Source organism: Pseudomonas sp. R45(2017) (genome assembly GCF_002112305.1).
Lineage (GTDB): Bacteria > Pseudomonadota > Gammaproteobacteria > Pseudomonadales > Pseudomonadaceae > Aquipseudomonas > Aquipseudomonas paraglycinae.
On the sequence record NZ_NEHH01000001.1, the window covers coordinates 50,303 to 74,420 of the forward strand.

Genomic DNA, 24,118 nt, shown 5'->3' on the forward strand with positions numbered 1-24,118 from the left:
GCCTTCGTTGAAGGGCTGCGATCTTTTTTGTTTTCAGCGAAATATCACACCAGCGTGCACCGGTCGAAGAACCGCTCGCGCCCGAGAATCATCAGCGCCGCGCGCTTGTGCGGGAAATCGAATTCTTTCTCGCAGTGGAAGCACTGGTTGTGCATGTGGCCGATCATCTTCGCATTGTCGGCACGCGGTTCGGCAACGACGCGCTGCGTGCGCGGATCATCCAGAAACAGGTAGTGCACCAGCGCCGACAGCCAACTCGCCACCTTGTGCGGACCGCGATGATCTTCTTCTCCGACCAGCATGTGAATGCCGCGATCGTAATTGTCGGCATCGTAGAACGGCGCGATACGATCTTCCTTGGCCCAATAGGCTTCGAAATAGGCAAACGGCTGATCATCGAAACAACCGATCAGGGTCAGCGTGTGCGGATCGGCGTCGAGTTTGCTCAGGTACTCGCGGTGCTGTTCGAGGCTGCCCTCTTCCTGCCAGAAACTGGCGACTCGAGGGCTGTTCTGCCAGCGATTGAAACGCGCCAGATCCTGCTCGATCTCCACCGTTCGCAGGGAAATCCAGGCACCGAGACGCGCATCGAAACGCCGATAGACTTCCCCACGCGGTTTCACCGGGCGCAGCGGATGACGCTTGCCGTTGCTGATGACCATCTGCTGCGGATAGCTGCAGGTCAGCGATGTGCCGAGCCACGGTTGCGGCAGTTGCCAGAACAGCGTGCGCTCGCAGCGGTATTCACCCGCCACTTCAGTGCCCACCAGCAAACCGCTGAGCAAGGCTTCGGTCGGCGCCTGATCGAGTTGCCAGATCAATTGCTGACGCGCCGGATCCCGGGCAAACAGCCAATAACAGGCCGCCCACAGCGCCTGGCCCGGCGGCAGTGCATAGCGCTCATCGATCTGGATCGGCCCCTGGCCTTCACGATCAAGACGCAGGCGAATCAGCGGTTGCCCGTCCAGGCTCAGGCTCAGACGGCTTTCGGTGGCATCGGCTACCAGTTGGCTGCCCGAAGGCAGGGCCAGGGCAGTCAGGTCATTCAGATTGGACATGGGTCGGGCTCACGATAATCGTCGACAGTTCAACGATGGGACGTGAGCCGGGGCGGGAAATTTAAGCCGTTCGGCAAAAACCGCCGGTCATTGATGCGGTACCGGCACCACCGCAATCTTGTACGGATCGAAGATCTTCAGCATCTGCCCGTTGTCGCGCAGGCCCTGCAGCAGCTTGCCGAACGCTTCACCGGTGATCGGCGCCTTCGGACTGAGAATCGCGTAGTGGTGGTAGATCTGGTCGATGCGCTGGGACACCAGCAACTCGTCGCGCACTTTTTCGTTGCGCAGCAGGTAATCGAACAGGTACGAGCGAGTCACCAACGCAATGTCCGCGCGCCCGCGCAAGACCATCAGCAGGTTGCTGTCGTGGGAATAGGTCAGCGTGGCGTTGTAGGTTTCGGCGAGGTACTTGGGATCGGCGTTGAAGTTGGCGAATTCGTAGTGATAGCCGCTGTACAGCGCCAGCCTTTTGCCCTTGAGATCCGCGAAGTAGTTCTGTTGGCGACCGGGCTTGTTCTGCGCGACGAAAATCTCTGCGTCCTCAAGCCCCATGTCGACGGTGATGTGGGGAATGTCTTTCCAGCCCCACTCAGGGTTTTCGAAGATCGCCATGTCAGTGCGGCTGTCCTTGAAATCGCCGAACCGGCGAGGAATCGAGGTGGGCACCAGTTCGAAGCGATAGTCGCTCTGAGCGCTGTTCAAAGCCGCGACCAACTCGGGCAGCAGGCCGGTGTCGGCGCCATTTTCCGGGCGAATGGTGTAGGGCGGAAAATGCGCCGCGCCCACCCGAACCACTTGCGCCGCCGAAGCAGGCAATACCCATAATGCAGCCAGCGCTGCGAGCATCAGCCCGGCGGCCGTCCGAATTGGCGAAGACTTCAAAACACCCCACTCCCCGAAAAAGTATCGATCATTGCATTCAAGCTAGGCGGTTTCGCCCAGTTAGCCAGTTTCCCGACCTGATAGAAAGCGCCTAGCGCTCTTCGAGCACCAGAATCAGCGCTTCTTCGGCCAGTTGATCCAGGCTCAGACTGCCGCCGGCACGGAACCAGGTGGTGGTCCAGGACAACGCGCCCGTGAGAAAACGTCGGGTAATGAACACGTCGCCACGGATGAACCCCGCCTCCTTGGCCTCGCCCAGCACTTGCAGCCAGAGGTCTTCGTAGATGTCGCGCAGCGCCAGCACTTTGGCCTGGCCGTCTTCGGACAGCGAGCGCCATTCATACACCAGCACCGCCATCGCCTCGCCGCTGCCGCCCATGATCGACTGCAATTCGCAGCGGATCAGCGCCAGCACCCGCTCGCGCACATCGGCGGCATCGGCAAGGGCCGCACGCATCAGCGCGGTGTTGTAGCGGATGGTTTCTTCCATCACCGCCCGCAGGATTTCATCCTTGCTCTTGAAGTGATGAAAGATGCTGCCCGACTGAATCCCCACGGCACCGGCCAGATCGCGAACCGTGGTGCGCTCGTAGCCTTTGTTGCGGAACAGGTGGGCCGCCACTTGCAGCAGTTTGCCGCGAGCGCTGTCCGGATCGGTCAACTGGCCGGCATCGACCAGTTCACGCATGACCCTCAGGGCTTTTTGCTCGTCCACCCGTTCTCTCCTACAGTCGATCAGTCAAATGCGCCGTACGCCGCAGAAACGGCGGGGTTGCGCGGGCAATTTAAGCCGCCGGCGGTGACCAAGCAAGCGCTTGGGCAGAAGATAATTCCAGGCGTTTACAAACCAAGCGCTTGCTTGGTAGTCTCGATGCACTTCTGTCACAGGTTGCTGAGTCGGAGATCAAAATGCCCACCACGGTTCGCATCGGATGCGCCAGCGCATTCTGGGGAGACACCTCGACCGCCGCCGCGCAGCTTGTGGCCGCAGGACAGCTGGATTATCTGGTCTTCGACTACCTCGCCGAAATCACCATGTCGATCATGGCCGGCGCACGCATGAAGGATCCGCAGGCCGGGTTCGCCGGCGATTTCATCGAAGTCCTCGCGCCTCTGTTGCCGCAACTGGCCGAACAGAACATTCGCGTCATCAGCAATGCCGGCGGGGTCAATCCCAAGGCCTGCGCCGCCGCGCTGCAAGCGGCCTGCGACAAGGCTGGCGTGGCGCTGAAGATCGCCGTGCTGTCGGGCGATGACCTGCAACCCCAGTTCAAACAACTGGCCACCCAAGGCATCACGGAAATGTTCAGCGGCGCCCCGCTGCCGCCGATGTGCGTGTCGACCAACGCCTACCTCGGCGCGCCGGGCATCGTCGAAGCCCTGCGCCTTGGCGCCGACATCGTGATCACCGGCCGGGTGGTCGACAGCGCAGTGGTCAGTGCCGCGCTGGTGCACGAATTCAGCTGGTCGTGGCACGACTACGACAAACTCGCGCAAGGCGCCTTGGCCGGGCACATCATCGAATGCGGCGCGCAGTGCACCGGCGGCAACTTCACCGACTGGCGCGACGTGCCGGACTACGAACACATCGGTTTCCCGATCGTCGAAGTCAGCGCCGACGGCCAGTTCATCGTCAGCAAACCCGAAGGCTCCGGCGGACTGGTTACGCCACTGACCGTCGGCGAGCAGATGCTCTACGAAATCGGTGATCCGCAGGCCTATCTGTTGCCCGATGTGGTCTGCGATTTCAGCCAGGTCAAACTCCAGCAACAAGGCAAAAACGCGGTCCGGGTCCACGGCGCCAAAGGCTTGCCGCCCAGCGACCAATACAAGGTCAGCGCAACGTATCCGGACGGTTTCCGTTGCACCGCCAGTTGCCTGATCGCCGGCATCGATGCCGTGGAGAAAGCCCGGCGCGTCAGCCAGGCGATTCTCGACAAAACCTCGGAGATGCTCGACCAGAAAGGTCTCGGGCTCTACACCGAAACCCACGTCGAACTGCTCGGCAGCGAAGCCACCTACGGCCCTCACGGCCAGCGCCGGGACAGCCGCGAAGTGGTGATCAAACTCGCCGTACGCCACCCGAACAAACAAGCGTTGATCCTGTTCTCCCGGGAGATCGCCCAGGCCGCCACCGGCATGGCGCCAGGGCTGACCGGGATCGTTGGCGGACGGCCGACGGTATATCCGTTGATCCGGCTGTTCTCGTTCCTGATCGACAAAAGCGCCTGCACATTGCAGATCGACATCGCCGGCGAATCTCACCCGTTCACCCTGCCCGCCCCTGCAACACTCGACAGTCAGGATCTGCCCCTGCCCCACGAAACGCCCAAACCCCAGGGCCGCGCCGACGCGAGCGTGCCATTGGTGAAACTGGCCGTGGCGCGCTCCGGCGACAAGGGCAATCACAGCAACATCGGCGTCCTGCCGCGCCGTCCCGAATACCTGCCGTGGATCGCCGAAGCGCTGACCCCGGCCGTGATTGTCGACTGGATGAGCCATGTCCTCGACCCGATTCACGGCCGGGTCGAGCGCTGGTATCTGCCGGGCACCCACAGCCTCAACTTCCTGCTGGAAAACGCCCTTGGTGGCGGCGGCGTGGCGAGCCTGCGCATCGACCCGCAAGGCAAGGCCTTCGCCCAGCAATTGCTGGAAATCCAGATCCCGGTGCCGCAGAGCATCGCCGAACAGTTCGACTAGAGGATTGGCACCATGGCGTTCGAATCGATTTTCCGGGCTGATCTGTTCAGCGGCCAGACCGTCATCGTCACCGGGGGCGGCAGTGGCATCGGGCGTTGCACCGCCCATGAACTGGCGGCGCTCGGGGCCAACGTGGTGCTGGTCGGGCGCAAGCCGGAAAAGCTGCAAAGCGTCGCCGCCGAAATTGCCGAGGACGGCGGTCGGGCGAGCTGGAGGGCCTGCGATATCCGTGACGAAGAGGCGGTGAAGGCGCTGGTCAGCGAACTGATCCGCGAACACGGGCCGATCCACGGGCTGGTCAACAATGCCGGCGGCCAGTACCCGTCGCCCCTGGCCTCGATCAATCAGAAAGGTTTCGAAACCGTACTGCGGACCAATCTGGTCGGCGGCTTCCTGATGGCCCGGGAAGTGTTCAATCAATCGATGAGCAAACACGGCGGCAACATCGTCAACATGCTCGCCGACATGTGGGGCGGCATGCCCGGCATGGGCCACTCCGGCGCTGCGCGTTCGGGCATGGACAACTTCACCAAAACGGCGGCGTTCGAATGGGGTTATGCCGGCGTTCGGGTGAATGCGGTGGCGCCGGGCTGGATCGCGTCCAGCGGCATGGACACTTACGAAGGCGCGTTCAAGGCCGTGATCCCGACCTTGCGCGAACACGTGCCGCTCAAGCGCATCGGCACCGAATCGGAGGTCAGCGCAGCGATCGTGTTTCTGCTCAGCCCGGCTGCCGCGTTCATCAGCGGCAGCACCTTGCGCATAGACGGCGCGGCCAGCCTGGGCAGTCGCGCCTGGCCGCTGCACAAGGCGACCCACAGCGAATCCTTCAACGGTTTTCACCGGGCCTATATGCCGGACGTTTTGAAGGACAAGGAGTAAGCCATGCCGCAGATCCAGTCCCAACTCGACCCGCACAGCGAAGCCTTCGCCCGCAACCGCGCAGCCATGCTCGCCGCCATCGAGCAAGTCCAGCAGCTCGAACAGAACCTGCTGAACAAGGCGGCCGAGGCTAAGCCGAAATTCGACAAACGTGGACAACTGTTGCCCCGTGAACGTCTGAATCTGTTGCTCGACCCCGGCGCGCCGTTCCTCGAACTGGCGAGCCTGGCCGGCTACAAACTCCACGACGACAAGGACGGCAGCTCGGCCGGTGGCGGCTTGATCGCCGGCATCGGTTACGTGTCCGGCGTGCGCGCCTTGATCGTGGCGAACAACAGCGCGATCAAGGGCGGGACGATTTCCCCGTCGGGTCTGAAAAAATCCCTGCGCCTGCAACAGATCGCCCAGGAAAACAAACTGCCGGTCATCACCCTCGCCGAAAGCGGCGGCGCCAACCTCAATTACGCGGCGGAGATTTTCGTCGAAGGCGCACGCAGCTTTGCCAATCAGGCGCGGATGTCGGCCATGGGGCTGCCGCAGATCACCGTGGTGCACGGTTCGGCCACCGCCGGTGGCGCGTATCAGCCGGGGCTGTCGGATTACGTGGTGGTGGTGCGCGGCAAGGCCAAGCTGTTTCTTGCCGGCCCGCCGTTGCTTAAAGCAGCGACCGGTGAAGTCGCCACCGACGAAGAACTGGGCGGCGCCGAGATGCACGCGCAAGTCGCCGGCACCGCAGAATACCTGGCCGAAAACGATGCCGACGGCGTGCGTCAGGTGCGGGAAATCGTCAGCCTGCTGAACTGGAACGAGCAAATACCGTGGCTGCCCGAGCCGCAATTCAAAGAGCCGCTGTACCCCATCGACGAACTGCTCGGCCTGATCCCGGACGACCCGAAAAAGCCCTACGACGTGCGCGAAATCATCGCTCGGATCGCCGACGAATCGCGCTTCCTGGAGTTCAAGGGCGAGTTCGATCAGCAGACCGTTTGCGGGCACCTGAAAATCCAGGGGCGCGCCTGCGGTTTCATCGGCAACAACGGCCCGATCACGCCCAACGGCGCGAGCAAAGCGGCGCAATTCATTCAACTCTGCGATCAGAGCCAGACACCGCTGCTGTTTTTCCACAACACCACCGGGTTCATGGTCGGCACCGAATCGGAACAGCACGGCGTGATCAAGCACGGCTCGAAACTGATCCAGGCCGTGGCCAATACGCGGGTGCCGAAACTGACGATTGTGGTCGGCGGCTCCTATGGCGCGGGCAACTATGCGATGTGCGGGCGCGGGCTCGATCCGCGCTTCATCTTCGCCTGGCCCAACAGCCGCACCGCCGTGATGGGTGGCGCCCAGGCAGGCAAGGTGTTGCGCATCGTCACCGAAGCCAAACAGCTCAAGGACGGCCTGGTGCCCGACCCGAAAATGCTCGACACGCTGGAGCAGGTCACCGCGCAGAAACTCGACAGCCAGTCCACCGCGCTCTACGGCAGCGCCAACCTGTGGGACGACGGGCTGATCGATCCGCGCGACACCCGCACCCTGCTCGGTTACCTGCTGGACATCTGCCACGAAGCCGACATCCGCACGTTGCAACCCAACAGCTTCGGCGTCAGCCGGTTCTGATCGCCACGGATTAAAGGAGAACAATAAAAATGATCTTCACCCCGGAACACGAAGCACTGCGCCGTACCGTCCGCCAGTTCGTCGAGCACGAGATCAACCCCCACGTCGATGAGTGGGAAAAGACCGGGCGCTTTCCGATCCACGAGATATTCCGCAAGGCCGGCGACCTCGGTCTGCTGGGGATTTCCAAGCCGGAAAAATTCGGCGGCATGGGCCTGGATTACAGCTATTCGATCGTCGCCGCCGAAGAGTTCGGCACCATTCATTGCGGCGGCATTCCGATGTCGATCGGCGTGCAGACCGACATGTGCACCCCGGCCCTCGCCCGCTTCGGCTCCGATGAATTGCGCGAAGAATTCCTGCGCCCGGCCATCACTGGCGAGCAGGTCGGTTGCATCGGCGTCTCGGAAGTCGGCGCTGGCTCCGATGTCGCCGGGCTCAAGACCACCGCACGCAAGGACGGCGACGACTATGTGATCAACGGCAGCAAGATGTGGATCACCAACTCGCCGAGTGCTGATTTCATCTGTCTGCTGGCCAACACTTCGGATGACAAACCGCACGTCAACAAGTCGCTGATCATGGTGCCGATGAACACGCCGGGCATCAGCCTCAGTTCGCACCTGGACAAGCTCGGCATGCGCAGCTCGGAAACCGCCCAGGTGTTTTTCGACAACGTGCGCGTGCCCCAGCGCAATCGCATCGGCCACGAAGGCGCCGGGTTCATGATGCAGATGCTGCAGTTCCAGGAGGAACGCCTGTTCGGCGCGGCGAACATGATCAAAGGCCTGGAATACTGCGTCGACAGCACCATCGAGTACTGCAAGGAACGCAAGACTTTCGGCAATGCGCTGATCGACAACCAGGTGATCCACTTCCGCCTCGCCGAATTGCAGACCGAAATCGAATGCCTGCGGGCGCTGGTCTATCAGGCCACCGAGCAATACGTGAAAGGCCAGGACGTCACCCGACTGGCTTCGATGGCCAAGCTCAAGGCCGGACGTCTTGGCCGCGAAGTCAGCGATAGTTGCCTGCAATACTGGGGCGGCATGGGCTTCATGTGGGACAACCCGGTGGCCCGCGCCTACCGCGACGTGCGGCTGGTGTCGATTGGCGGCGGCGCCGACGAAATCATGCTGGGGATCATCTGCAAACTGATGGGCATCCTGCCGGGGAAAAAGAAATGAGCGCCCTGCCCGATTGCCAGACGCTGCTGCTGGAACGGCACAACGGCGTGTTGCACATCACCCTCAATCGCCCGGAAAGCCGCAACGCCATGAGCCTGCAAATGGTCGCCGAGTTGCGCGCCGTGCTGGCAGAGGTGCGCGATGACCGCAGCGTTCGCGCGCTGGTGCTCAGCGGTGCCGGCGGGCATTTCTGCGCCGGCGGCGACATCAAGGACATGGCCAACGCCCGCGCTCAGGGCAGCGATGCCTATCGCGATCTGAACCGTGCCTTCGGGTCGTTGCTGGAAGAAGCGCAGCACACCCCGCAAGTGCTGATCACCGTGTTGCAGGGCGCGGTGCTCGGGGGCGGCTTCGGGCTGGCCTGTGTCAGCGATATCGCCATCGCCGATCATCAGGCGCAATTCGGTTTGCCGGAAACAAGCCTCGGCCTGCTGCCGGCACAGATCGCGCCGTTTGTGGTGCAGCGCATCGGCCTCACCGAGACCCGACGCCTGGCCCTGACCGCCGCCCGCTTCGACGGCCATCAGGCCCGACGCATGGGACTGGTGCATTTTGTCGAGCAGGATCCACAGGCGCTCGCCGAGCGACTGGATGAAGTGCTCGACCACGTCTTGTGTTGCGCCCCGGAAGCGAATGCCATGACGAAGAAACTGCTGCTGGCCAGCGCCGGCCAGCCGTCGAGTGAATTGCTGGACGAAGCCGCGCAGTGGTTCAGCGCAGCGGTGACCGGTGCCGAAGGCATCGAAGGCACGATGGCGTTTGTGCAAAAGCGCAAACCCGGATGGAGCACCTGACCCTGTGGGAGCGGGCTTGCCCGCGATGAGGCCCTTCAATCCACCGCCAACATTCAGGAAAACCACCATGCCCGCCCTCCACAAAATCCTGATCGCCAACCGCGGTGAAATCGCCTGCCGCATCCAGCGCACCGCCCAGGCGCTTGGCTATCGCACGGTCGCGGTGTTCAGCGACGCCGACGCCGACGCACTGCACGTGCAAATGGCCGATCAAGCGGTGAACATCGGCCCGGCGCCGGTGCAGCAGTCCTACCTGAACATCACGGCGATCCTCGACGCCGCCCGGCGCAGCGGTGCCGACGCGATCCATCCCGGCTACGGCTTTCTCTCGGAAAATGCCGAATTCGCCCGCGGCTGCGAACAGGCCGGCCTGACCTTCATCGGCCCCAGCGTCGAAGCCATCGAACTGATGGGCAGCAAACGACAGTCGAAAATCGCCATGCTCGCCGCCGGCGTCCCGTGCATCGCCGGCTATCAAGGCGCCGAGCAGGACGACGTGACGCTGACCCGCGAAGCCGAGCGCATCGGTTACCCGTTGATGATCAAGGCCAGCGCCGGCGGTGGCGGGCGCGGCATGCGTCTGGTGCACAGCGTCGAGGAATTGCCAGCGCAATTGCGCACGGCGCGCTCCGAAGCCTTGAACGGTTTCGGCAGCGATGAACTGATCCTCGAACAGGCGCTGATCGAACCGCGCCATGTCGAAGTGCAGCTGTTCGGCGATCATCACGGCAACCTGATCTACCTCGGGGAACGCGACTGTTCGATTCAGCGTCGGCACCAGAAAGTCATCGAAGAAGCACCCTGCCCGGTGATAACCGAAGAACTGCGCCAGGCAATGGGCGAAGCGGCGCTCAAGGCCGGGCGTGCGGTGAACTATGTCGGCGCCGGCACCGTGGAGTTTTTGCTAGATGCCGATGGCCGGTTCTACTTTCTGGAAATGAACACCCGGTTGCAGGTCGAGCACCCGGTGACTGAACTGATCACTGGGCTGGATCTGGTGGCGTGGCAGCTTTTAGTTGCCGAGGGCCAGCCTCTGCCGCTGTCGCAAGCGCAGGTCAAACTCGATGGCCACGCGATGGAAGTACGCCTCTACGCCGAAGATCCAGCCCAGGGTTTTCTTCCGCAGACCGGGCGTATCGAAGCCTGGGCGCCGGCACTGGATCGCGGTGCACGGATCGATCACGGGTTGATCGAAGGCCAGTCGGTCTCACCGTTCTACGACCCGATGCTCGGCAAACTGATCGCCCACGGCGCGACCCGTGAAGAGGCCCGGCGCAAACTGCTGTGTGCGGTTCAGGACAGCGTGTTGCTGGGCGTGCATAGCAATCAGCGATTGCTCGCCAGCCTGTTGCAGCATCCGCAGTTCATCAGCGGAGAATTCGGCACTGGCTTCATCCCGCAGTTCTTCGCCGATCACGACTGCCTTCGCGCCTATTCGCCCAGTGCCGAAGAGCTGGCCGTGGCGGCGGTGCTGTTTTACCAATCTGTCGCACAGCGACACCGCGCCCCGTTGTCCGGATGGCGCAACAATGCCGGTGCGCCGTTGCTTTATCGCATCGGCCTCGACGCCCGCGACTGGAACGTGCAACTGCGCGCCAGTCCGGACAACACGTTTGCAGTGCAGGTCGCGGAGCGCGTGATCGAAGTCAAACGGGTCGAGCACACCGACGGGGCTGTGACGCTGGAGATCGATGGCCTGCGTCAGCGCCATGCCTATCGGCTGCGCGACGACCAGCTCTGGCTGTTCACCCACCCCGGCAGCCTGCACCTGGTGGATCGAACTCACGCGGTGATCGACAGTCAGACCAGCGTCAGTTCCGGCACGTTGAAAGCCCCGATGGATGGCGCCATCATCGATGTGCTTGTCAGCGAAGGCAGCCCGGTCAGCAAGGGCCAGCTGCTGGTGGTGCTGGAAGCGATGAAAATGGAGCACCCGCTCAAGGCCGGCATCGACGGCGTGCTCAAGCGGGTGCAGGTCAAGATCGGCGATCAGGTAAAAAATCGTCAGGTTCTGTTGCAGGTCGAGTAGTCGCCGCGCGCATCCGCAAGGTTTGACTACGCTCTGAATAATCAGGACGCGGAAATCAGGAACCCTGCGATGCCCCATTGGCTGGTCATAGATCTGGAAGCCACCACCGATGAGGGTGGCTGGCCGGTTACGGAAATGGAGATCATCGAGATCGGCGCGACCCTGGTTGATCGCGCCGGTCGCGAGCAGGATCACTTCCAGCGCTTCGTCAAACCGACGCGGCGCCCCTTGCTGACGCCGTTTTGCCGCGAACTCACGCACATCACCCAGGCCAACATCGACGCGGCGCAGCCGTTGAGTGAAGTGTGGCCTGCGTTCGAGCGCTGGCTCGGTCAGCACCAGACACGCCTTGAAGGCTGGGCGAGCTGGGGCGATTACGACCGCAAACAGTTGCTTCAGGAATGGCAGCGCCTGCAACTCGACAGCGCGCTGAGCCGGGTGCCGCACATGAACCTCAAACAGCGCTTTGCCAAGGCCCGACGCCTCGAACGGCCACTGGGCCTCAATGGCGCGTTGCAACTGGCGGGCATGCAATTCACCGGTCAACAACACCGGGCGCTGGAAGATGCGCGCAATACCGCCCGATTATTGCCGTTGGTGCTGCCGCTCTAGGGCAGGTGACGGCGCCATGAGCCTTGTGCATACTGGCCGACCCTTTTTGACCCTTTTAAGCCCTTTTCGAGAGGAATCGCCCATGTTTAAAGTCAACGAGTACTTCGACGGCACCGTCAAGTCGATCGCTTTTGGCACCGCTGAAGGCCCTGCGACCATCGGCGTCATGGCCCCGGGCGAATACGAATTCGGCACCAGCCAGCGTGAAATCATGCACGTGGTTTCGGGCGCACTGACCGTCAAACTGCCGGACAGCAGCGACTGGGAAACCTTCGCCGCCGGCAGCCAGTTCAACGTGCCAGCCAACAGCAAGTTCCAGCTGAAAGTGGCCGTCGACACCGCTTACCTGTGCGAATACCGCGGCTGAAACCCCGGTTTCCTACGGCAATAAAAAATGCCCGTGTCCAAGGACACGGGCATTTTTTCGTTTCAGAGCGGGTTATTCGAGAATTTCCACCGGCATGCCGACTTCAAGCCGGCCGTTGCCGTCGTTGACCAGGTTCTGGCCAAACATCGCGCCGTCGGCCTGGGCGCGAGTCTTCTGCAAGGTCGCCAGCGGTTCACGGTCAGCGCTGCGCTCACCTGTCTGCGGATCGATCGTGGTGAGAATGCACCGCGAGCAGGACTTGACCACGCGGAACTCGACATCGCCGATTCGAATCCGCTTCCAGCCATCCTCGGCGTAAGCATCACTGCCTTCGATCACCAGATTCGGCCGGAACCGCAGCATTTCCAGCGGACGCCCGACTTCCTGCGACAGGTGTTGCAGCGAGGCCTCACCAATCAGCAGCAGCGGGAAACCATCGGCGAATGCCACTTGATCGTCATCGTTGCCGTACCCGGCCTGGGTCGTCCGGGCACGATCCAGCGGCACTTGCACCAGGCGGGTCGGCTTGCCGATGAAATCGCTGACCCAGCGGGCCGCCTCTTCACCGGCATCCGGCACACGCAGGGTGTCACGCCAGATGGTTACGCCGCGCAGGTCGTCGTCGCTGCCGGGCAAGGCGACATCGATTGCCGAATGCCCCGGCGCGCTGAGCGTCAGACCGCCGCTGGCATTCCACAATGCCGACAACTGGCTCATCTTCGCTTCGGCACGCTGGGTCAGGAATCGCCCGCTGGCCTCGTCCACCAGCATCCAGCGTCGGTCGCCCTCAAGCCCCAGTTTGTCCAGGCCGATCCCTTGCAGGACCTCGCCCTTGGCGGATTTCAACGGGTAACGATAAAGCGCGCTCAGACGCAGCATGGCCAGCTCCCTGGTGGGTCAAAAACGCCACCCTATACGAGCTTTGTCAGCGAATCAAAGGCTGACGCAGGGTCAGCCTCGACACGTTGATCAGGCCGGCACTTCGTCGAGCATCAGACGCTGGCGCACCACATCGACCAGCTTGTCCGGCTGGAACTTGGAGAGGAAGTTGTCGCAGCCGACCTTCTTCACCATCGAGTCGTTGAAACTGCCGGACAGCGAGGTGTGCAGCACCACATACAGGCCACGCAGGCGCGGGTCGTTGCGGATTTCGGTGGTCAGCCGGTAGCCATCCATTTCCGGCATTTCAGCGTCGGTAAAGATCATCAGCAGCTTGTCGGTCATGTTCACCCCGGTGTCCGCCCAGGCCTTGAGCATGTTCAGGGCTTTCAGGCCGTCGCTGGCGATGTGCATCTTCACGCCCAACTGGCCGAGAGTGTCGCGCAATTGCGAGAGCGCCACGTTGGAGTCGTCCACCAGCAACACTTCACGGCCACGGGCGCGTTCGAGCACCGGATCGTCCAGTTTGTCGCGCGAAACCTTGGCGTTGTACGGCACGATTTCGGCGAGGACTTTCTCGACGTCGATGATTTCCACCAGTTGATCGTCGACCTTGCTGATGGCGGTCAGGTAATGCTGACGACCGGCGCTGGTCGGCGGCGGCAGGATGGCTTCCCAGTTCATGTTGACGATGCGGTCCACGCCACCGACGAGAAACGCCTGCACCGAACGATTGTATTCAGTGACGATGATCGTGCTGTTCGGGCCAGGCACCAATGGCCGCATGCCGATCGCTTGGGACAGGTCGATCACCGGCAGCGTCTGCCCACGCAGGTTGACCACACCGCAGACAAACGGGTGACGCTGGGGCATCAGGGTCAGTTTCGGCAACTGCAGGACTTCCTGAACCTTGAACACGTTGATCGCGAACAATTGGCGTCCGGCCAGTCGAAACATGAGAATTTCCAGGCGATTCTCACCCACCAGTTGCGTGCGTTGGTCTACCGTGTCGAGAATGCCGGCCATCAATGACTCCTGGGCTTGTTCTGATGAATTCACTATTGGGGGTTATCGGCTGAATCTGACGGATCTTGATCCCGTCACAAATCACCAACAAAATGCCATGAGCAGGCATTGATGTCACATTAACATCATGCTTTACTGGCCCGGTGAAATCATCTGCTACATTCTCTTCGGCGCGACCTCGATTTGCGCGACAGGTTCCCGTGCCTAAGGGAATCCCCTAGTAACAATCAGGCCCAACCTGATATTCGCGATATCCAATAGCCATTAATGTGACGCCATTCTCATTGCATGAACGGAGTCAGGCTATTGTGTGCGATCGCAATTCAGTGGAAACACATCCTCTTGAAACCCCAGGTCCGTGCCAATGCACACCGGGGCGCGGTCTCGCGACGGTTCATGATCGTCGACACACACGGCATTCCCTCATCAGACATGACGTGGTGGAGATAAGCATGCCGAACGACCGTAGTGACTGGGCGCAGCGGTTCCCCGAATTTCTTGTCGAGGCTGAAACGCTCCTGGCCAAGTCTGAAGAATGCCTCAGCCACTTGCAGCTGATCAGCAATGACAAGGACGCCATCGACTGCATGCTCAGCACCCTCCTCAAGCTGGCGAACAAGGCCGATGCCCTGGCGCTGGGGGCGGTGTCCGAATTCTCCCTGCACCTGCATGGCCTGCTCACCCAGGTTCAGGATCACGTGGATTTGCATGCGCAGGCCCTGGAAGCACTGAAAGACTGCTTCACCCTGATGGCCTGGCAACTGGAGCTGGTTGACCCAAGCACCGGCCAATTGGGCCTCGATGAAAGCGAGCAGGCGTCGCTGATTGAAGCCTTTGCCTGCCAGGTCGGACAGACTCACTTTCAAATGCCGCTCAATGGCAAGCCGATGTCCCTCGTCTCCTGGACGGAGCGCCAAGCGTAACCGAGCATACAGTGGGCTGTTCGGGCCCGTCAGTTCTCGCCGTCGAATGTCGCAATTGAATAGTTCATGCCTGCCTGCGACACCTCCCAATAAATAATTACGTGCGATGAATGCAGACTATCCTCTGCGGATGTCAGGGTTTTCCTGTGTAAAAGAAAACTTGTGGTGCATCGATAATTATCGAGTCGGGTACTTCAACTTTTCCATTATGGAACCCTCGTCCAACATGGCCTGTTTCCTGACTCTTTGGACATATAGCGCAAACGCGACCAACGGTATGTTAAGTGGTATTATGCCGCGCGTTAGTTGTTTCAGTTAATGGCATTGTGACTTCTATGAGCAGTCTCCACCGAAGTTGGCGCTCAATTATCGATCACTGAACCGTTTTGAAATCAACAACCTGAATGACAGTTTTCCAGACAGAGACCGCCAGCCCTTCTGACCGGTCTGCCCGCAGCGAACATCCATTGGCTCCATCCGCTATGTACGCCAGCCTCAAGTCAATCACCACATGGCCTCCCTCCCGAGAAAATGCCCGCAGGTTCACACTCCTGCTGTGCACGGCTTCGGCCTTGGGCAGTCTGTTGAGCTATGGCATCTCTGCGCCGTTGTCGCTCGGCCTGCTGCTGATCAACGTGGCGGCTGCCGGTTGCGTCTGGACCCAACATCGTCTGTCGCGCAAATCCATCAAGTTCCAGCCTCAGGAACTCGCCGACCGTTTGCTGGAAGTCCAAGAAAACGAGCGCCATCGCCTGAGCCGTGAACTACATGACGATATCGGCCAACTGCTGACCGCCGCCAAGCTGCAAAGCGAATGGCTCAAGCGTCGCTTGCCCGCGGACATGCAGGAACACTGTTCAGTACTTTGCGAGACGCTCGAAGAAACCCTTAACAAGGTTCGCGACGTTTCGGCCATTCTCAACCCGCGGCAACTGACCAGCCTTGGTCTGGAAGCGAGCTTGCGTGCGCACCTGCTCAAGGTACTGGCCAATACTTCGGTGCACTGGAGTCTGGACTGCCAGCAGCGCCTGAACGGAATCCCCGAAGAAATGGCCGTGGCCGCCTTTCGTATCACTCAGGAAGCGGTGACCAACATCCTTCGCCATGCGCAGGCCAAAAACCTGTTGATCCGCGTGCAACGCCTGCCGCAGGGCTTGACCCTGCTGATCAGCGATGATGGCCTGGGCTTTTCCCCGGCAGCGAATCCGGGTCGCGAAGGACAGCGGGGCATGGCCGGGATGGCCGAACGGATCGAGCAACTGGGCGGCACACTGAGCGTGACCAGCGAGCCGGGCAAAGGTACTCAAATCGAAGCACTATTCCCCTGGGCGCCCCGTGCACTCGAGCGGGCCAGTACGAATAAGGTTATGCGTTGACTTGTAACTTACTTCTGGTGGATGACCACTCGCTGATCAGGGCCGGCGTGCGCGCCCTGGTGCTGGATATTCCCGGTTATGCGGTCATCGGCGAGGCCAATGATGGCTCGCAGCTGCTCGAGATGGTCGAGCTGCTGTCTCCCGATATCGTATTGCTGGACATTTCCATGAAGGAAACCGGCGGCCTGGAAGCCTTGCAGCGGCTCAGACGGGTACGCCCGCACGCCAAAGTGCTGATCCTGTCGATGCACACCGACCCCGCGCTCATCATGCAGGCGCTGGAGTCCGGTGCGCACGGTTACCTGCTCAAGGACACCACGGCCACCGAGCTCGAACATGCACTGGAAGCGCTGCGCAACAACGAGCGCTACCTGAGTCCTGCCATCGCCCATACCGTGATCAATCAGGCGCTGACCCGCAATCTGAAGCAGCAGCCGGAAGTCGCCGAGTCGCACAACCTCACGGCACGCCAGCTGGAAATCCTGCGTTTGATCGTGCGCGGCAAGTCCACGCGAGAAATCGCCAATGGCCTGGGCTTGAGCATCAAGACGGTCGAAACCCACCGGTCGCAGATCATGAAACGCCTGCAAATCTACGATGTGGCGGGCCTGGTGCTGTTCGCCGTGCGCGAACAGATCATCAGTCTGGACGACTGACCCGGGGCGTTGCGCCCAACAGCGGCGAGTCCTTGGGCAAATGCAAACGCAACGCCCCCGGGCGCGCCGCAAACCGCAGGCTGTCGCCCTCCAGTGGCTCACCGTCGAGATTGATGCAAAGCCCTTCGGCAACCTTGATTTCAACCCACGGCAAACGGGTACGCACGAACATGTTATCGATGCCAAATCCGTCGCTGAGCAGATTTTTCAGCGTGCCGACCAGCTCCTGTGGCGCTGGCAGAATGCTGATATCCAGAAGACCGTCGTCCACCAACGCTTCCGGGCACAACACATGCCCGCCGCCGGCCTGACGACCGTTGCCGATCCCCAGCGCCAGCAACTCGCCCTGCCAGTGAAAATCCGGCCCCTGCAATTCGCCGTAAGCGGCATGCAGCTCACTGAACCGCGATAAACCGGTGAACAGATAGGCCGCGCCGCCCAGCACTTTTTTCAGATCTTCCGAAGTGTTGGCGGTTACTTGGCTGCCGAATCCGCCGGTGGCCATGTTCAGGAAAATCTGCCCGCCGACCTCGCCCAGATCAATGTCATGGGCGGGTGCCTCAAGCAATTCGAGCGCCTCGGCCGGCTCCAGCGGAATGGCCGCCGCGCGGGAAAAATCGTTGGCGGTTCCCAGCGGCAACAGCACTAGGCTGGCCTTGCCCGGCTGCGCCGCCATTGCTTCGGCGATATCGCGCAGGGTGCCATCTCCGCCACCGGCAATGATCTGACTGTATCCCGCCGCCAGCGCCTCCTCCACCAGTCGCTGGGCATCGCCGGCCTCCCAGGTCAGGCGCACAGCCAGTTCCCAGCCCTGCTTGCGTTTGTTCTCGACAGCGGCACGAACCGCCTCGTTGAGTGCCTGCTTGCCATGCAGAATCAACAATGCCTTGCGTTCACTCATTGCTGTTACTCCCGGAATTGAATCAGTACGGGACATCTTGACCACCAACGCAGGTAAAAAAGTCACACGCCTTCTGATTAATTCCTGAGGCTCACACTGATCGTCCTACATGCCGGTACATTTTCGTACAGAACGTAAGGAATCGGCTCAATTGACCCAGCCCGGTCCTTGGTACAACGTGTGTCGGCGTCAGCAATCTTCAATTCAATTACACAAGGATGTGCATGTAATGAGTGCATACAGTTTCAGGACTTACGAAAATTTGCATTCCGGCATTTGCCGACAGAACCCCATCGCATCAGGCGGGTGTTTCCATGCAAAGCCATGAAGCAAGATTATCCGTGAGTCCGGTTGCCTCTCTCTCCGAAAGTCGCGCCAGTCTTAAAGACGAATTCAAATGCAGCGCCAGAAGTACTGGAGAAAACGAAATGGAACCGCGCGTCACCGAGCTGGAAACTCACCTCAAGTACATTCGACGTGACATGGACGAAGTCAGAGGAGACGTCAAAGCCATCAAACATCGTCTTGCCTATTCGGCAGGCGCGACAGCGATGGTGCTCGGACTGTTGGGCTGGATTGCCAACAGCCGGTTCGATCAGCTCGTCACACTGCTCAGCCGTTGAACGGCTGAAAGGCACGCATCGTTTTGCGACGATGCCTGCCTTTCAAATGCCTGCAATCAACCGAGAAGCTCGCTGAGTGGAATGAATGGCACCTGGTCACCCTTGGCCAGGACTCGGCCTTCCTGCACCTCCACCAGACCCTCGGCCCAGGCAGCGCTGCGCAGAACGCCCGAACTCTGGTTGCGGTAGATAATCGCTTGCCCCTGCTCCAGACGTCCGCGCAGAAATTCACGGCGGTTACCGGCCTGAGGCCAGACAAATCCTGCGGGCACCGAAAACTTCAGCGGCTCGACATCCTGCACGCCCTGGCGACGCAACAGATAAGGTCGGGTCAACAAAGCAAAGGTCACCAGTGTCGAGGCCGGATTACCCGGTAACCCAATCACCGGGACACCGCGAAAATGCCCGACCGTCAGCGGCTTGCCGGGTTTGATCGCCAGCTTCCAGAGTGTCAGTTCGCCCTCTTCCCTCAATGCGATTCCGAGGAAATCCGCTTCCCCTACCGATACGCCACCGGTCGACAGGATCAGGTCTACATCCTGGAGCTCCCCAAGTCGCGCACGGGTGGTGTGCAAGTCATCAGGAAGAATACCGGCATCCACCACTTCACATCCCAGGCGCTGCAACCAGCTGCACAACAACACCCGGTTACTGTTGTAGATCTGTCCCGGCCCCAGTGTCGTGCCCGGCTCGACCAACTCGTCCCCCGTGGACAGCACCGCCACACGGACCTGGCGAGTCACCTCGAGCCCAGCGCAACCCAGTGACGCGGCCAACCCCTGCTCGATCGGACCGAGCCGGGTTCCGGCAGGCAAGACCAGCTCGCCAACAGTCGTTTCCTGGCCTCGCGGGCGAATGTTTTGCCCGGTCACCATCGTCTCGATGAAACTCACACGTTCGTCGGCATGAATCTCGGCGTTTTCCTGCATCTCGACACAGTCGGCACCGGCAGGCACCGGCGCGCCGGTAAAGATCCGCGCACAGGTGCCTGGTTCCAAAGGCTTGGGCGCCTGTCCGGCGAAGATCTTCTGACTGACCGGCAACGGTTCGCCGGTCCAGTCGGCCAGATTCAACGCGTAACCGTCCATGGCGCTGTTCGGCCACGGCGGCAGATCCAGTGTCGAAATCAGATTCTGCGCCAGCACCCGCCCCTGAACATGCGCCAGTGGCAAAAACTCACTCTCGACAATCCGCGAGCTCTCGGCCATTTCCAGCAATCGCGCGAATGCCTCTTCGACGGGCATCAGGCTGCCGGTCTTGCCCGGCTTACCCACGGGATTCACAAGGCGCCGCCTGTTTCAAATGAGTGACGAAATTGCACGGGCGGTGGCGTGAGTCCAGTTGCTCGGCGAGGATGCCATCCCAACCGGTGCGCACTGCGTTGGTCGAGCCTGGCAGGCAGCAGACCAGCGTGCCATTGGCCAGTCCCGCCAAAGCTCGGGATTGCACGGTGGAGGTGCCGATGTCGGCGACCGAGATCTGGCGGAACAGCTCACCAAAACCATCGACCTGCTTGTCCAGCAGGCAAGCGACCGCTTCCGGGGTGCTGTCACGGCCAGTAAAACCGGTGCCTCCGGTGATCAGCACGACTTGCACGACGTCTTCGGCAATCCAGTGGGCGACTTGCGCACGGATCTTGTACAGGTCATCTTTGAGCAGCACTCGCTGCGCCAGATAATGGCCGGCGGCCGTCAGCCGGTCGACGAAGACCTGGCCGGAGGTATCGGTTTCCAGGGTTCGGGTATCGCTGACCGTCAACACCGCGATATTAAGCGGCACGAAAGGTACATCAGCCTTGGCTTTCATAGGCTCGTCCAGTTGTAGGAGAAACAGCCCGGTGTTATATCACAGCGCCCCCTTTTTTCGCCGCCCCTGCAGAGAGCTGCCATGACTTCGAACTCGCCACTACCACCCTGCTCCATTCTGTTGCTGGCAGGTGGACGCGGCCAGCGGATGGGCGGCCAGGACAAGGGACTTGTGGAATGGCACGGTGAACCACTGATCGCACATCTGCATCGCAAGGTTCGGCCGTTGACGGATGACCTGATCATCTCCTGCAACCGCAATCGTGAACGCTATGCGCCGTTCGCCGACCAATTGGTAAGCGATGACGAGGAGGACTTTCCCGGACCATTGGCCGGTATACGCGCCGGCTTGAAAGCCGCGCGCCACACCCACCTGCTGGTTCTGCCCTGTGATGTTCCGCGCATCGATATTGCGCTTCTGCACAGCATGCGCGAGGCGGCCAGTCTGAATTCTGAAAAACCTTTAATGTTGCGCCATGACGATCACTGGGAACCGCTACTTTGCGTGATCCCGGTGGCACTCCTGCCGGCATTCGAAAACGCCTGGAGCGCAGGAGAACGCAGCCCCGGCCGAGTGATGCGCAATCTTGATGCCCAGGCCCTGGTTTGCCCTGACAACGATCCACGCCTGGCCAATCTCAACACCCCTGAACTGTTGAGTTCGCACAACACTGTGTCAGACTGACAGCATTCAAGGAACTTGCACGCCTTGTATACGTCTCAAGCTCAGTAACCAAAAGAATTTCCCTTCGGAGACACACTCATGACTCAACGGACCCTCGCCACTTTCATGCTCGCACTGGGCCTCGCCACCCTCGCCGGTTGCGCTTCGCCAACAGTGATCACCTTGAATGACGGTCGCGAAATCCAGGCTGTCGACGCCCCTAAGTATGATGAAGATTCGGGCTTCTACGAGTTCGAACAACTGGACGGCAAGCACACTCGCATCAACAAGGACCAGGTCCGCACAGTCAAAGAGCTGTAAGTCTTCAGTTCGACAGCGTGTCTAGTCCTGAAATAGGTTTACACCTGTTTCACCCTAACGCCCGATGCACCGCATCGGGCGTTTTGTATTTTAAGGACAGGTGCGGGCGCTCCTGGTTGTAGATCAAGATCGCCTCCCGCACCATTTGCTCCGCTTGCGCCAGGTCTGTTGGCCGATGGAGCAAAAGCTCTGTCTTCAAGATGCCATTGACCCGCTCTGCCAAGGCGTTTTGGTAGCAGTCGTAGCCATCAGTCATTGAGCACGTGATGCCATGTTTGGCATGGAGCTTTTGATATAGCGCCGAGCAGTACTGCACACCTCGATCCGAGTGATGAACCAGTTTCTGGCGTGTTCGACGCGTCTTCAAAGCCATGCGCAAGGCTTGAGCCACCGAGTCGGCATGTAAGCTGCCATGCACGTGATAGCCGACTATTTTTCTCGAGAAGGCATCCGTCACCAGACTCAAATAGACCGGATCGTCACGCTTGGTGGACAGATAAGTGATATCGGCTACCCAAACCTGTTCCGGACCGGTAGCGACAACTTGCGATGGGCCTGGTTTGAGCAAATTGGGATGGCAGCGGAAGTGATGATGACTGTCGGTCGTTTTGTGATAAGCCCGCTTCCTGCGGACCAGTTGGCGGTGATCACGCAAGACAGCCAATAACCGATCGCGGCCGACATGCAGCTCCTGTTTCTCACGCTCCGCGTGCATCAACGAGTGCAATTTGCGGGCGCCAATGCAGGGTTGGCGTACTCGGATTGTCTGCACAAACTGGATGAGTTTCTGATCTTGCTCGATGCGAGCCCGATAGACGCGATTACGTTTGTAAAAGGCTTGGCGACTGATCCCCATAAACTGGCAAGCCCTGCTAACACTCAGGGTTTGGGTCTGCGCAACGACTTGCCGGGCCGCTTTTTTACGACAGAGACGCCGTAGTCGTTCTTCAGTACATCCACCACGTCTTCAAAAAACTTGGCTTTCTGATTCGCCAGCGCCAACTGCTCCTCAAGCTCTTTGATTCTCTGCTCGGGAGTTAAGGGCAAAGTGGGCTCGTCCATCGGTCGGTTCCTTTGGGAACGAATGGAGGCGCCTTGGCTCCAGTCCTGCCGACCATGCTTGCGTAACCAAACCAACACCGTCGACCGACCCTGAATTCCGTAGCGCCGTTGAGCCTATTTATAACTCAACTCGCCTTTTTCGACTTGGTCGACAACCGACAATTTAAAAGTCAGCGTGTAATCGCGTTGACTGCGTTTTGAGCCCGAATCCATTGCACACTCCTGATAAGAAGCCAGAAGGTGTAAACCTTATTCAGGACGAGACAGCGGATACAGAAAAGCCCGCAATATGCGGGCTTTTTCGTGTCTGGCAGAAAAGGGTCGATACCCGGAATCACCAGTCCAGCGTGATCCGGCTTTCAAATTCGCGCACCTGCCCCGTGACCGGATCGATGAATCGCAATCCCTGCGCCAGCAGTTTGAGCGGATTGGCGTAGTCATCTTCAACGTCCTTGAGCACTTCAGGGTAGAACGGATCATTGCAGATGCTCGCCCCCAGCGCCGTCATGTGCACTCGTAGCTGATGCTTCTTGCCGGTCACTGGATAAAGGCCGTAGCGCCATAGTTCGCCGTTCTTTTCACGAACCTCCACCGCCGTTTCGGTGTTACTCACACCCGGCCCTTCCTGCATGCGGAAAAACGGTTCGCCGTCGATCATGCGACTCTTGTGCACCAACGGAAAATCCAGCCCGGGCAGCGCGGCCGCAATGGCTTCATAGCGTTTCTCGATCTGCCGTGTCGGGAACAATGACTGATACGCCGACCGCGTCTGTGGGTTGGCAGAGAAAATCACCAGTCCGGCCGTGTGCCGATCAATCCGGTGCAACGGCACCAGATGGGGATTGTCCAGGCGCCGGATCAATCGGCGAAGCAGCGTCTGTTCGACGTACTCGCCGGCCGGGGTCACCGGAAGGAAATGCGGTTTGTCCGCCACCACCAGATGGTCGTCCGCATACAGGATCGACTCGACTACCGGGATCGGCTTTTCATCCGGCACTTCACGGAAATAGTGAATGCGCAGCCCTTCCTTGTAGGGCAAGTCCAACGCAATCGGCTGACCCTGACCGTCGAGCACCCGGCCCCGGGCGATCCGATCCAGCCATTGATCGCGCCCGATGGCATTGAAATGCTCACACAGGCAGTCGAGCACTGTCCGCCAGCTACCGGGGGGTAGATACAGCGTGCTGGCCAGATTCTGTGCGGCGGAAAACGTTGATGTGCTGGACATACGAAAACTCTAACCTTCAAAGCAGAGCGGCATTATCCAACACCGGGCGCAGCAGACCTAGCGCGGAATCAGGCGGGGATCGATTTGAGCGCTGCTGCCTCGGTGAATTCCTTCAGCCAGCGAAGTACATCAACGGCTTCCCAGCGACCTGGGTCATACAAGGCGTACAAAAGCCCCTGATAACCGACCACATCCAGTTGCTTGTGATAGCCGGCGCGCTGGAACAACGCCTCGATCTCGGCAAAGCAGGTATTGAAATGCAGCTTGTTGAAGGGAGTCTTGCCTTCCGTGACCAGACCGTCCAGGCGCAATTCGTGGACGGCCTCGCGCACCACGTCAACCGACATCCCGTTCACGCTGCTTTTCAACTGTTCGACATTGACCACGGTGGCTCCCTCTGACATCCAGTTTGCCCTGACAAATGCCCGAAAACGGCAAGGCAGGCCAACCCAATTACTGTATGCGCATACAGTAACCGAATAACCCGAAAAGTGCCAAGCCGTGATTAGCGAAGGTGACG

General features: G+C 60.3%; 24 protein-coding genes and 1 pseudogene. 14 read left to right on the forward strand and 11 right to left on the reverse strand.

The window, feature by feature from the left end; translation table 11 throughout:
• Window positions 1–44: 44 nt before the first annotated feature.
• The 3 genes from CAF74_RS00215 to CAF74_RS00225 form a co-directional block, all read right to left on the reverse strand.
• The gene (locus CAF74_RS00215; RefSeq protein ID WP_085744938.1) at window positions 45–1,058 is read right to left on the reverse strand and encodes a GNAT family N-acetyltransferase; all 1,014 of its coding nucleotides are present in this window, start codon (window positions 1,056–1,058) and stop codon (window positions 45–47) included.
• 87 nt (window positions 1,059–1,145) lie between these two features.
• Window positions 1,146–1,943, reverse strand: coding sequence for an ABC transporter substrate-binding protein (locus CAF74_RS00220; RefSeq protein WP_085744939.1), 798 nt, complete (start codon window positions 1,941–1,943; stop codon window positions 1,146–1,148).
• Between the two features lie 91 nt (window positions 1,944–2,034).
• Complete coding sequence (locus CAF74_RS00225) at window positions 2,035–2,658, reverse strand: TetR/AcrR family transcriptional regulator (RefSeq protein ID WP_007955773.1); 624 nt, start codon at window positions 2,656–2,658, stop codon at window positions 2,035–2,037.
• Window positions 2,659–2,852: 194 nt separating this feature from the next.
• Here CAF74_RS00225 and CAF74_RS00230 point away from each other — a divergent pair, with 194 nt between their 5' ends.
• The 8 genes from CAF74_RS00230 (at window position 2,853) to CAF74_RS00265 (ending at window position 12,134) form a co-directional block, all read left to right on the forward strand.
• A complete protein-coding gene (locus CAF74_RS00230) occupies window positions 2,853–4,643 on the forward strand; it encodes an acyclic terpene utilization AtuA family protein (protein ID WP_085744940.1) in 1,791 nt (596 codons plus the stop codon).
• Window positions 4,644–4,655: 12 nt separating this feature from the next.
• Window positions 4,656–5,525, forward strand: coding sequence for an SDR family oxidoreductase (locus CAF74_RS00235; protein ID WP_085744941.1), 870 nt, complete (start codon window positions 4,656–4,658; stop codon window positions 5,523–5,525).
• Between the two features lie 3 nt (window positions 5,526–5,528).
• On the forward strand, window positions 5,529–7,145 hold the full coding sequence (atuC, locus tag CAF74_RS00240) for a geranyl-CoA carboxylase subunit beta (protein ID WP_085744942.1): 1,617 nt from the start codon (window positions 5,529–5,531) through the stop codon (window positions 7,143–7,145).
• 29 nt (window positions 7,146–7,174) lie between these two features.
• Window positions 7,175–8,332: a citronellyl-CoA dehydrogenase gene (gene atuD / locus CAF74_RS00245; RefSeq protein WP_085744943.1), complete on the forward strand. Its 1,158-nt coding sequence runs from the start codon at window positions 7,175–7,177 to the stop codon at window positions 8,330–8,332.
• On the forward strand, window positions 8,329–9,126 hold the full coding sequence (locus CAF74_RS00250; protein ID WP_085744944.1) for an enoyl-CoA hydratase/isomerase family protein: 798 nt from the start codon (window positions 8,329–8,331) through the stop codon (window positions 9,124–9,126). The genes atuD and CAF74_RS00250 overlap by 4 nt, the downstream gene beginning before the upstream one ends.
• Before the next feature lie 67 nt (window positions 9,127–9,193).
• A complete protein-coding gene (locus CAF74_RS00255) occupies window positions 9,194–11,155 on the forward strand; it encodes an acetyl/propionyl/methylcrotonyl-CoA carboxylase subunit alpha (RefSeq protein WP_085744945.1) in 1,962 nt (653 codons plus the stop codon).
• Between the two features lie 69 nt (window positions 11,156–11,224).
• Window positions 11,225–11,767: an exonuclease domain-containing protein gene (locus CAF74_RS00260; protein ID WP_011335265.1), complete on the forward strand. Its 543-nt coding sequence runs from the start codon at window positions 11,225–11,227 to the stop codon at window positions 11,765–11,767.
• 82 nt (window positions 11,768–11,849) lie between these two features.
• Entirely contained in the window at window positions 11,850–12,134 is a 285-nt protein-coding gene (locus CAF74_RS00265; protein WP_007940055.1) for a pyrimidine/purine nucleoside phosphorylase, read from the forward strand.
• A gap of 72 nt (window positions 12,135–12,206) precedes the next feature.
• Here CAF74_RS00265 and CAF74_RS00270 read toward each other — a convergent pair whose 3' ends face one another.
• Both CAF74_RS00270 and CAF74_RS00275 read right to left on the reverse strand, forming a co-directional pair.
• Window positions 12,207–13,013 (reverse strand): MOSC domain-containing protein, encoded by an 807-nt coding sequence (locus CAF74_RS00270; protein ID WP_085744946.1) that lies wholly within the window; start codon window positions 13,011–13,013, stop codon window positions 12,207–12,209.
• Between the two features lie 90 nt (window positions 13,014–13,103).
• On the reverse strand, window positions 13,104–14,039 hold the full coding sequence (locus CAF74_RS00275) for a chemotaxis protein CheV (protein WP_034155209.1): 936 nt from the start codon (window positions 14,037–14,039) through the stop codon (window positions 13,104–13,106).
• Window positions 14,040–14,491: 452 nt separating this feature from the next.
• Here CAF74_RS00275 and CAF74_RS00280 point away from each other — a divergent pair, with 452 nt between their 5' ends.
• The 3 genes from CAF74_RS00280 to CAF74_RS00290 all read left to right on the forward strand — a co-directional run bounded on the left by CAF74_RS00280 (window position 14,492) and on the right by CAF74_RS00290 (window position 16,994).
• Window positions 14,492–14,962, forward strand: a complete 471-nt coding sequence (locus tag CAF74_RS00280) for a hypothetical protein (RefSeq protein WP_085744947.1) — start codon at window positions 14,492–14,494, stop codon at window positions 14,960–14,962.
• Between the two features lie 482 nt (window positions 14,963–15,444).
• Window positions 15,445–16,338 (forward strand): sensor histidine kinase, encoded by an 894-nt coding sequence (locus CAF74_RS00285; protein ID WP_085744948.1) that lies wholly within the window; start codon window positions 15,445–15,447, stop codon window positions 16,336–16,338.
• A complete protein-coding gene (locus CAF74_RS00290) occupies window positions 16,335–16,994 on the forward strand; it encodes a response regulator transcription factor (RefSeq protein ID WP_007955750.1) in 660 nt (219 codons plus the stop codon). Before CAF74_RS00285 ends, CAF74_RS00290 begins: the two co-directional genes overlap by 4 nt.
• Here the strand turns inward: CAF74_RS00290 and yegS are convergent.
• A complete protein-coding gene (gene yegS / locus CAF74_RS00295) occupies window positions 16,978–17,895 on the reverse strand; it encodes a lipid kinase YegS (RefSeq protein WP_085744949.1) in 918 nt (305 codons plus the stop codon). The genes CAF74_RS00290 and yegS overlap by 17 nt on opposite strands.
• Before the next feature lie 314 nt (window positions 17,896–18,209).
• On the opposite strand from yegS, the gene CAF74_RS29175 reads away from it, so the two are divergent.
• Window positions 18,210–18,518, forward strand: a complete 309-nt coding sequence (locus CAF74_RS29175) for a hypothetical protein (RefSeq protein WP_173892738.1) — start codon at window positions 18,210–18,212, stop codon at window positions 18,516–18,518.
• A 56-nt stretch (window positions 18,519–18,574) separates the two neighbouring features.
• On the opposite strand, the gene glp is transcribed toward CAF74_RS29175, so the two are convergent.
• Both glp and moaB read right to left on the reverse strand, forming a co-directional pair.
• Window positions 18,575–19,801 (reverse strand): gephyrin-like molybdotransferase Glp, encoded by a 1,227-nt coding sequence (gene glp / locus CAF74_RS00305; protein ID WP_085744950.1) that lies wholly within the window; start codon window positions 19,799–19,801, stop codon window positions 18,575–18,577.
• Window positions 19,785–20,324, reverse strand: coding sequence for a molybdenum cofactor biosynthesis protein B (moaB, locus tag CAF74_RS00310; RefSeq protein WP_085744951.1), 540 nt, complete (start codon window positions 20,322–20,324; stop codon window positions 19,785–19,787). The genes glp and moaB overlap by 17 nt, the downstream gene beginning before the upstream one ends.
• Window positions 20,325–20,405: 81 nt before the next feature.
• On the opposite strand from moaB, the gene mobA reads away from it, so the two are divergent.
• Together mobA and CAF74_RS00320 are read left to right on the forward strand one after the other, a co-directional pair.
• Window positions 20,406–21,008: a molybdenum cofactor guanylyltransferase MobA gene (gene mobA, locus CAF74_RS00315; RefSeq protein WP_085744952.1), complete on the forward strand. Its 603-nt coding sequence runs from the start codon at window positions 20,406–20,408 to the stop codon at window positions 21,006–21,008.
• A 78-nt stretch (window positions 21,009–21,086) separates the two neighbouring features.
• Window positions 21,087–21,308, forward strand: coding sequence for a YgdI/YgdR family lipoprotein (locus CAF74_RS00320; RefSeq protein WP_039770418.1), 222 nt, complete (start codon window positions 21,087–21,089; stop codon window positions 21,306–21,308).
• A gap of 49 nt (window positions 21,309–21,357) precedes the next feature.
• Here the strand turns inward: CAF74_RS00320 and CAF74_RS00325 are convergent.
• The 3 genes and pseudogenes from CAF74_RS00325 to CAF74_RS00335 form a co-directional block, all read right to left on the reverse strand.
• Window positions 21,358–22,583: pseudogene (locus CAF74_RS00325) on the reverse strand (IS3 family transposase).
• Window positions 22,584–22,704: 121 nt separating this feature from the next.
• Complete coding sequence (locus CAF74_RS00330) at window positions 22,705–23,598, reverse strand: pseudouridine synthase (protein ID WP_085744953.1); 894 nt, start codon at window positions 23,596–23,598, stop codon at window positions 22,705–22,707.
• 68 nt (window positions 23,599–23,666) lie between these two features.
• Window positions 23,667–23,984, reverse strand: a complete 318-nt coding sequence (locus CAF74_RS00335; RefSeq protein WP_064598282.1) for a hypothetical protein — start codon at window positions 23,982–23,984, stop codon at window positions 23,667–23,669.
• Window positions 23,985–24,118: the final 134 nt, after the last annotated feature.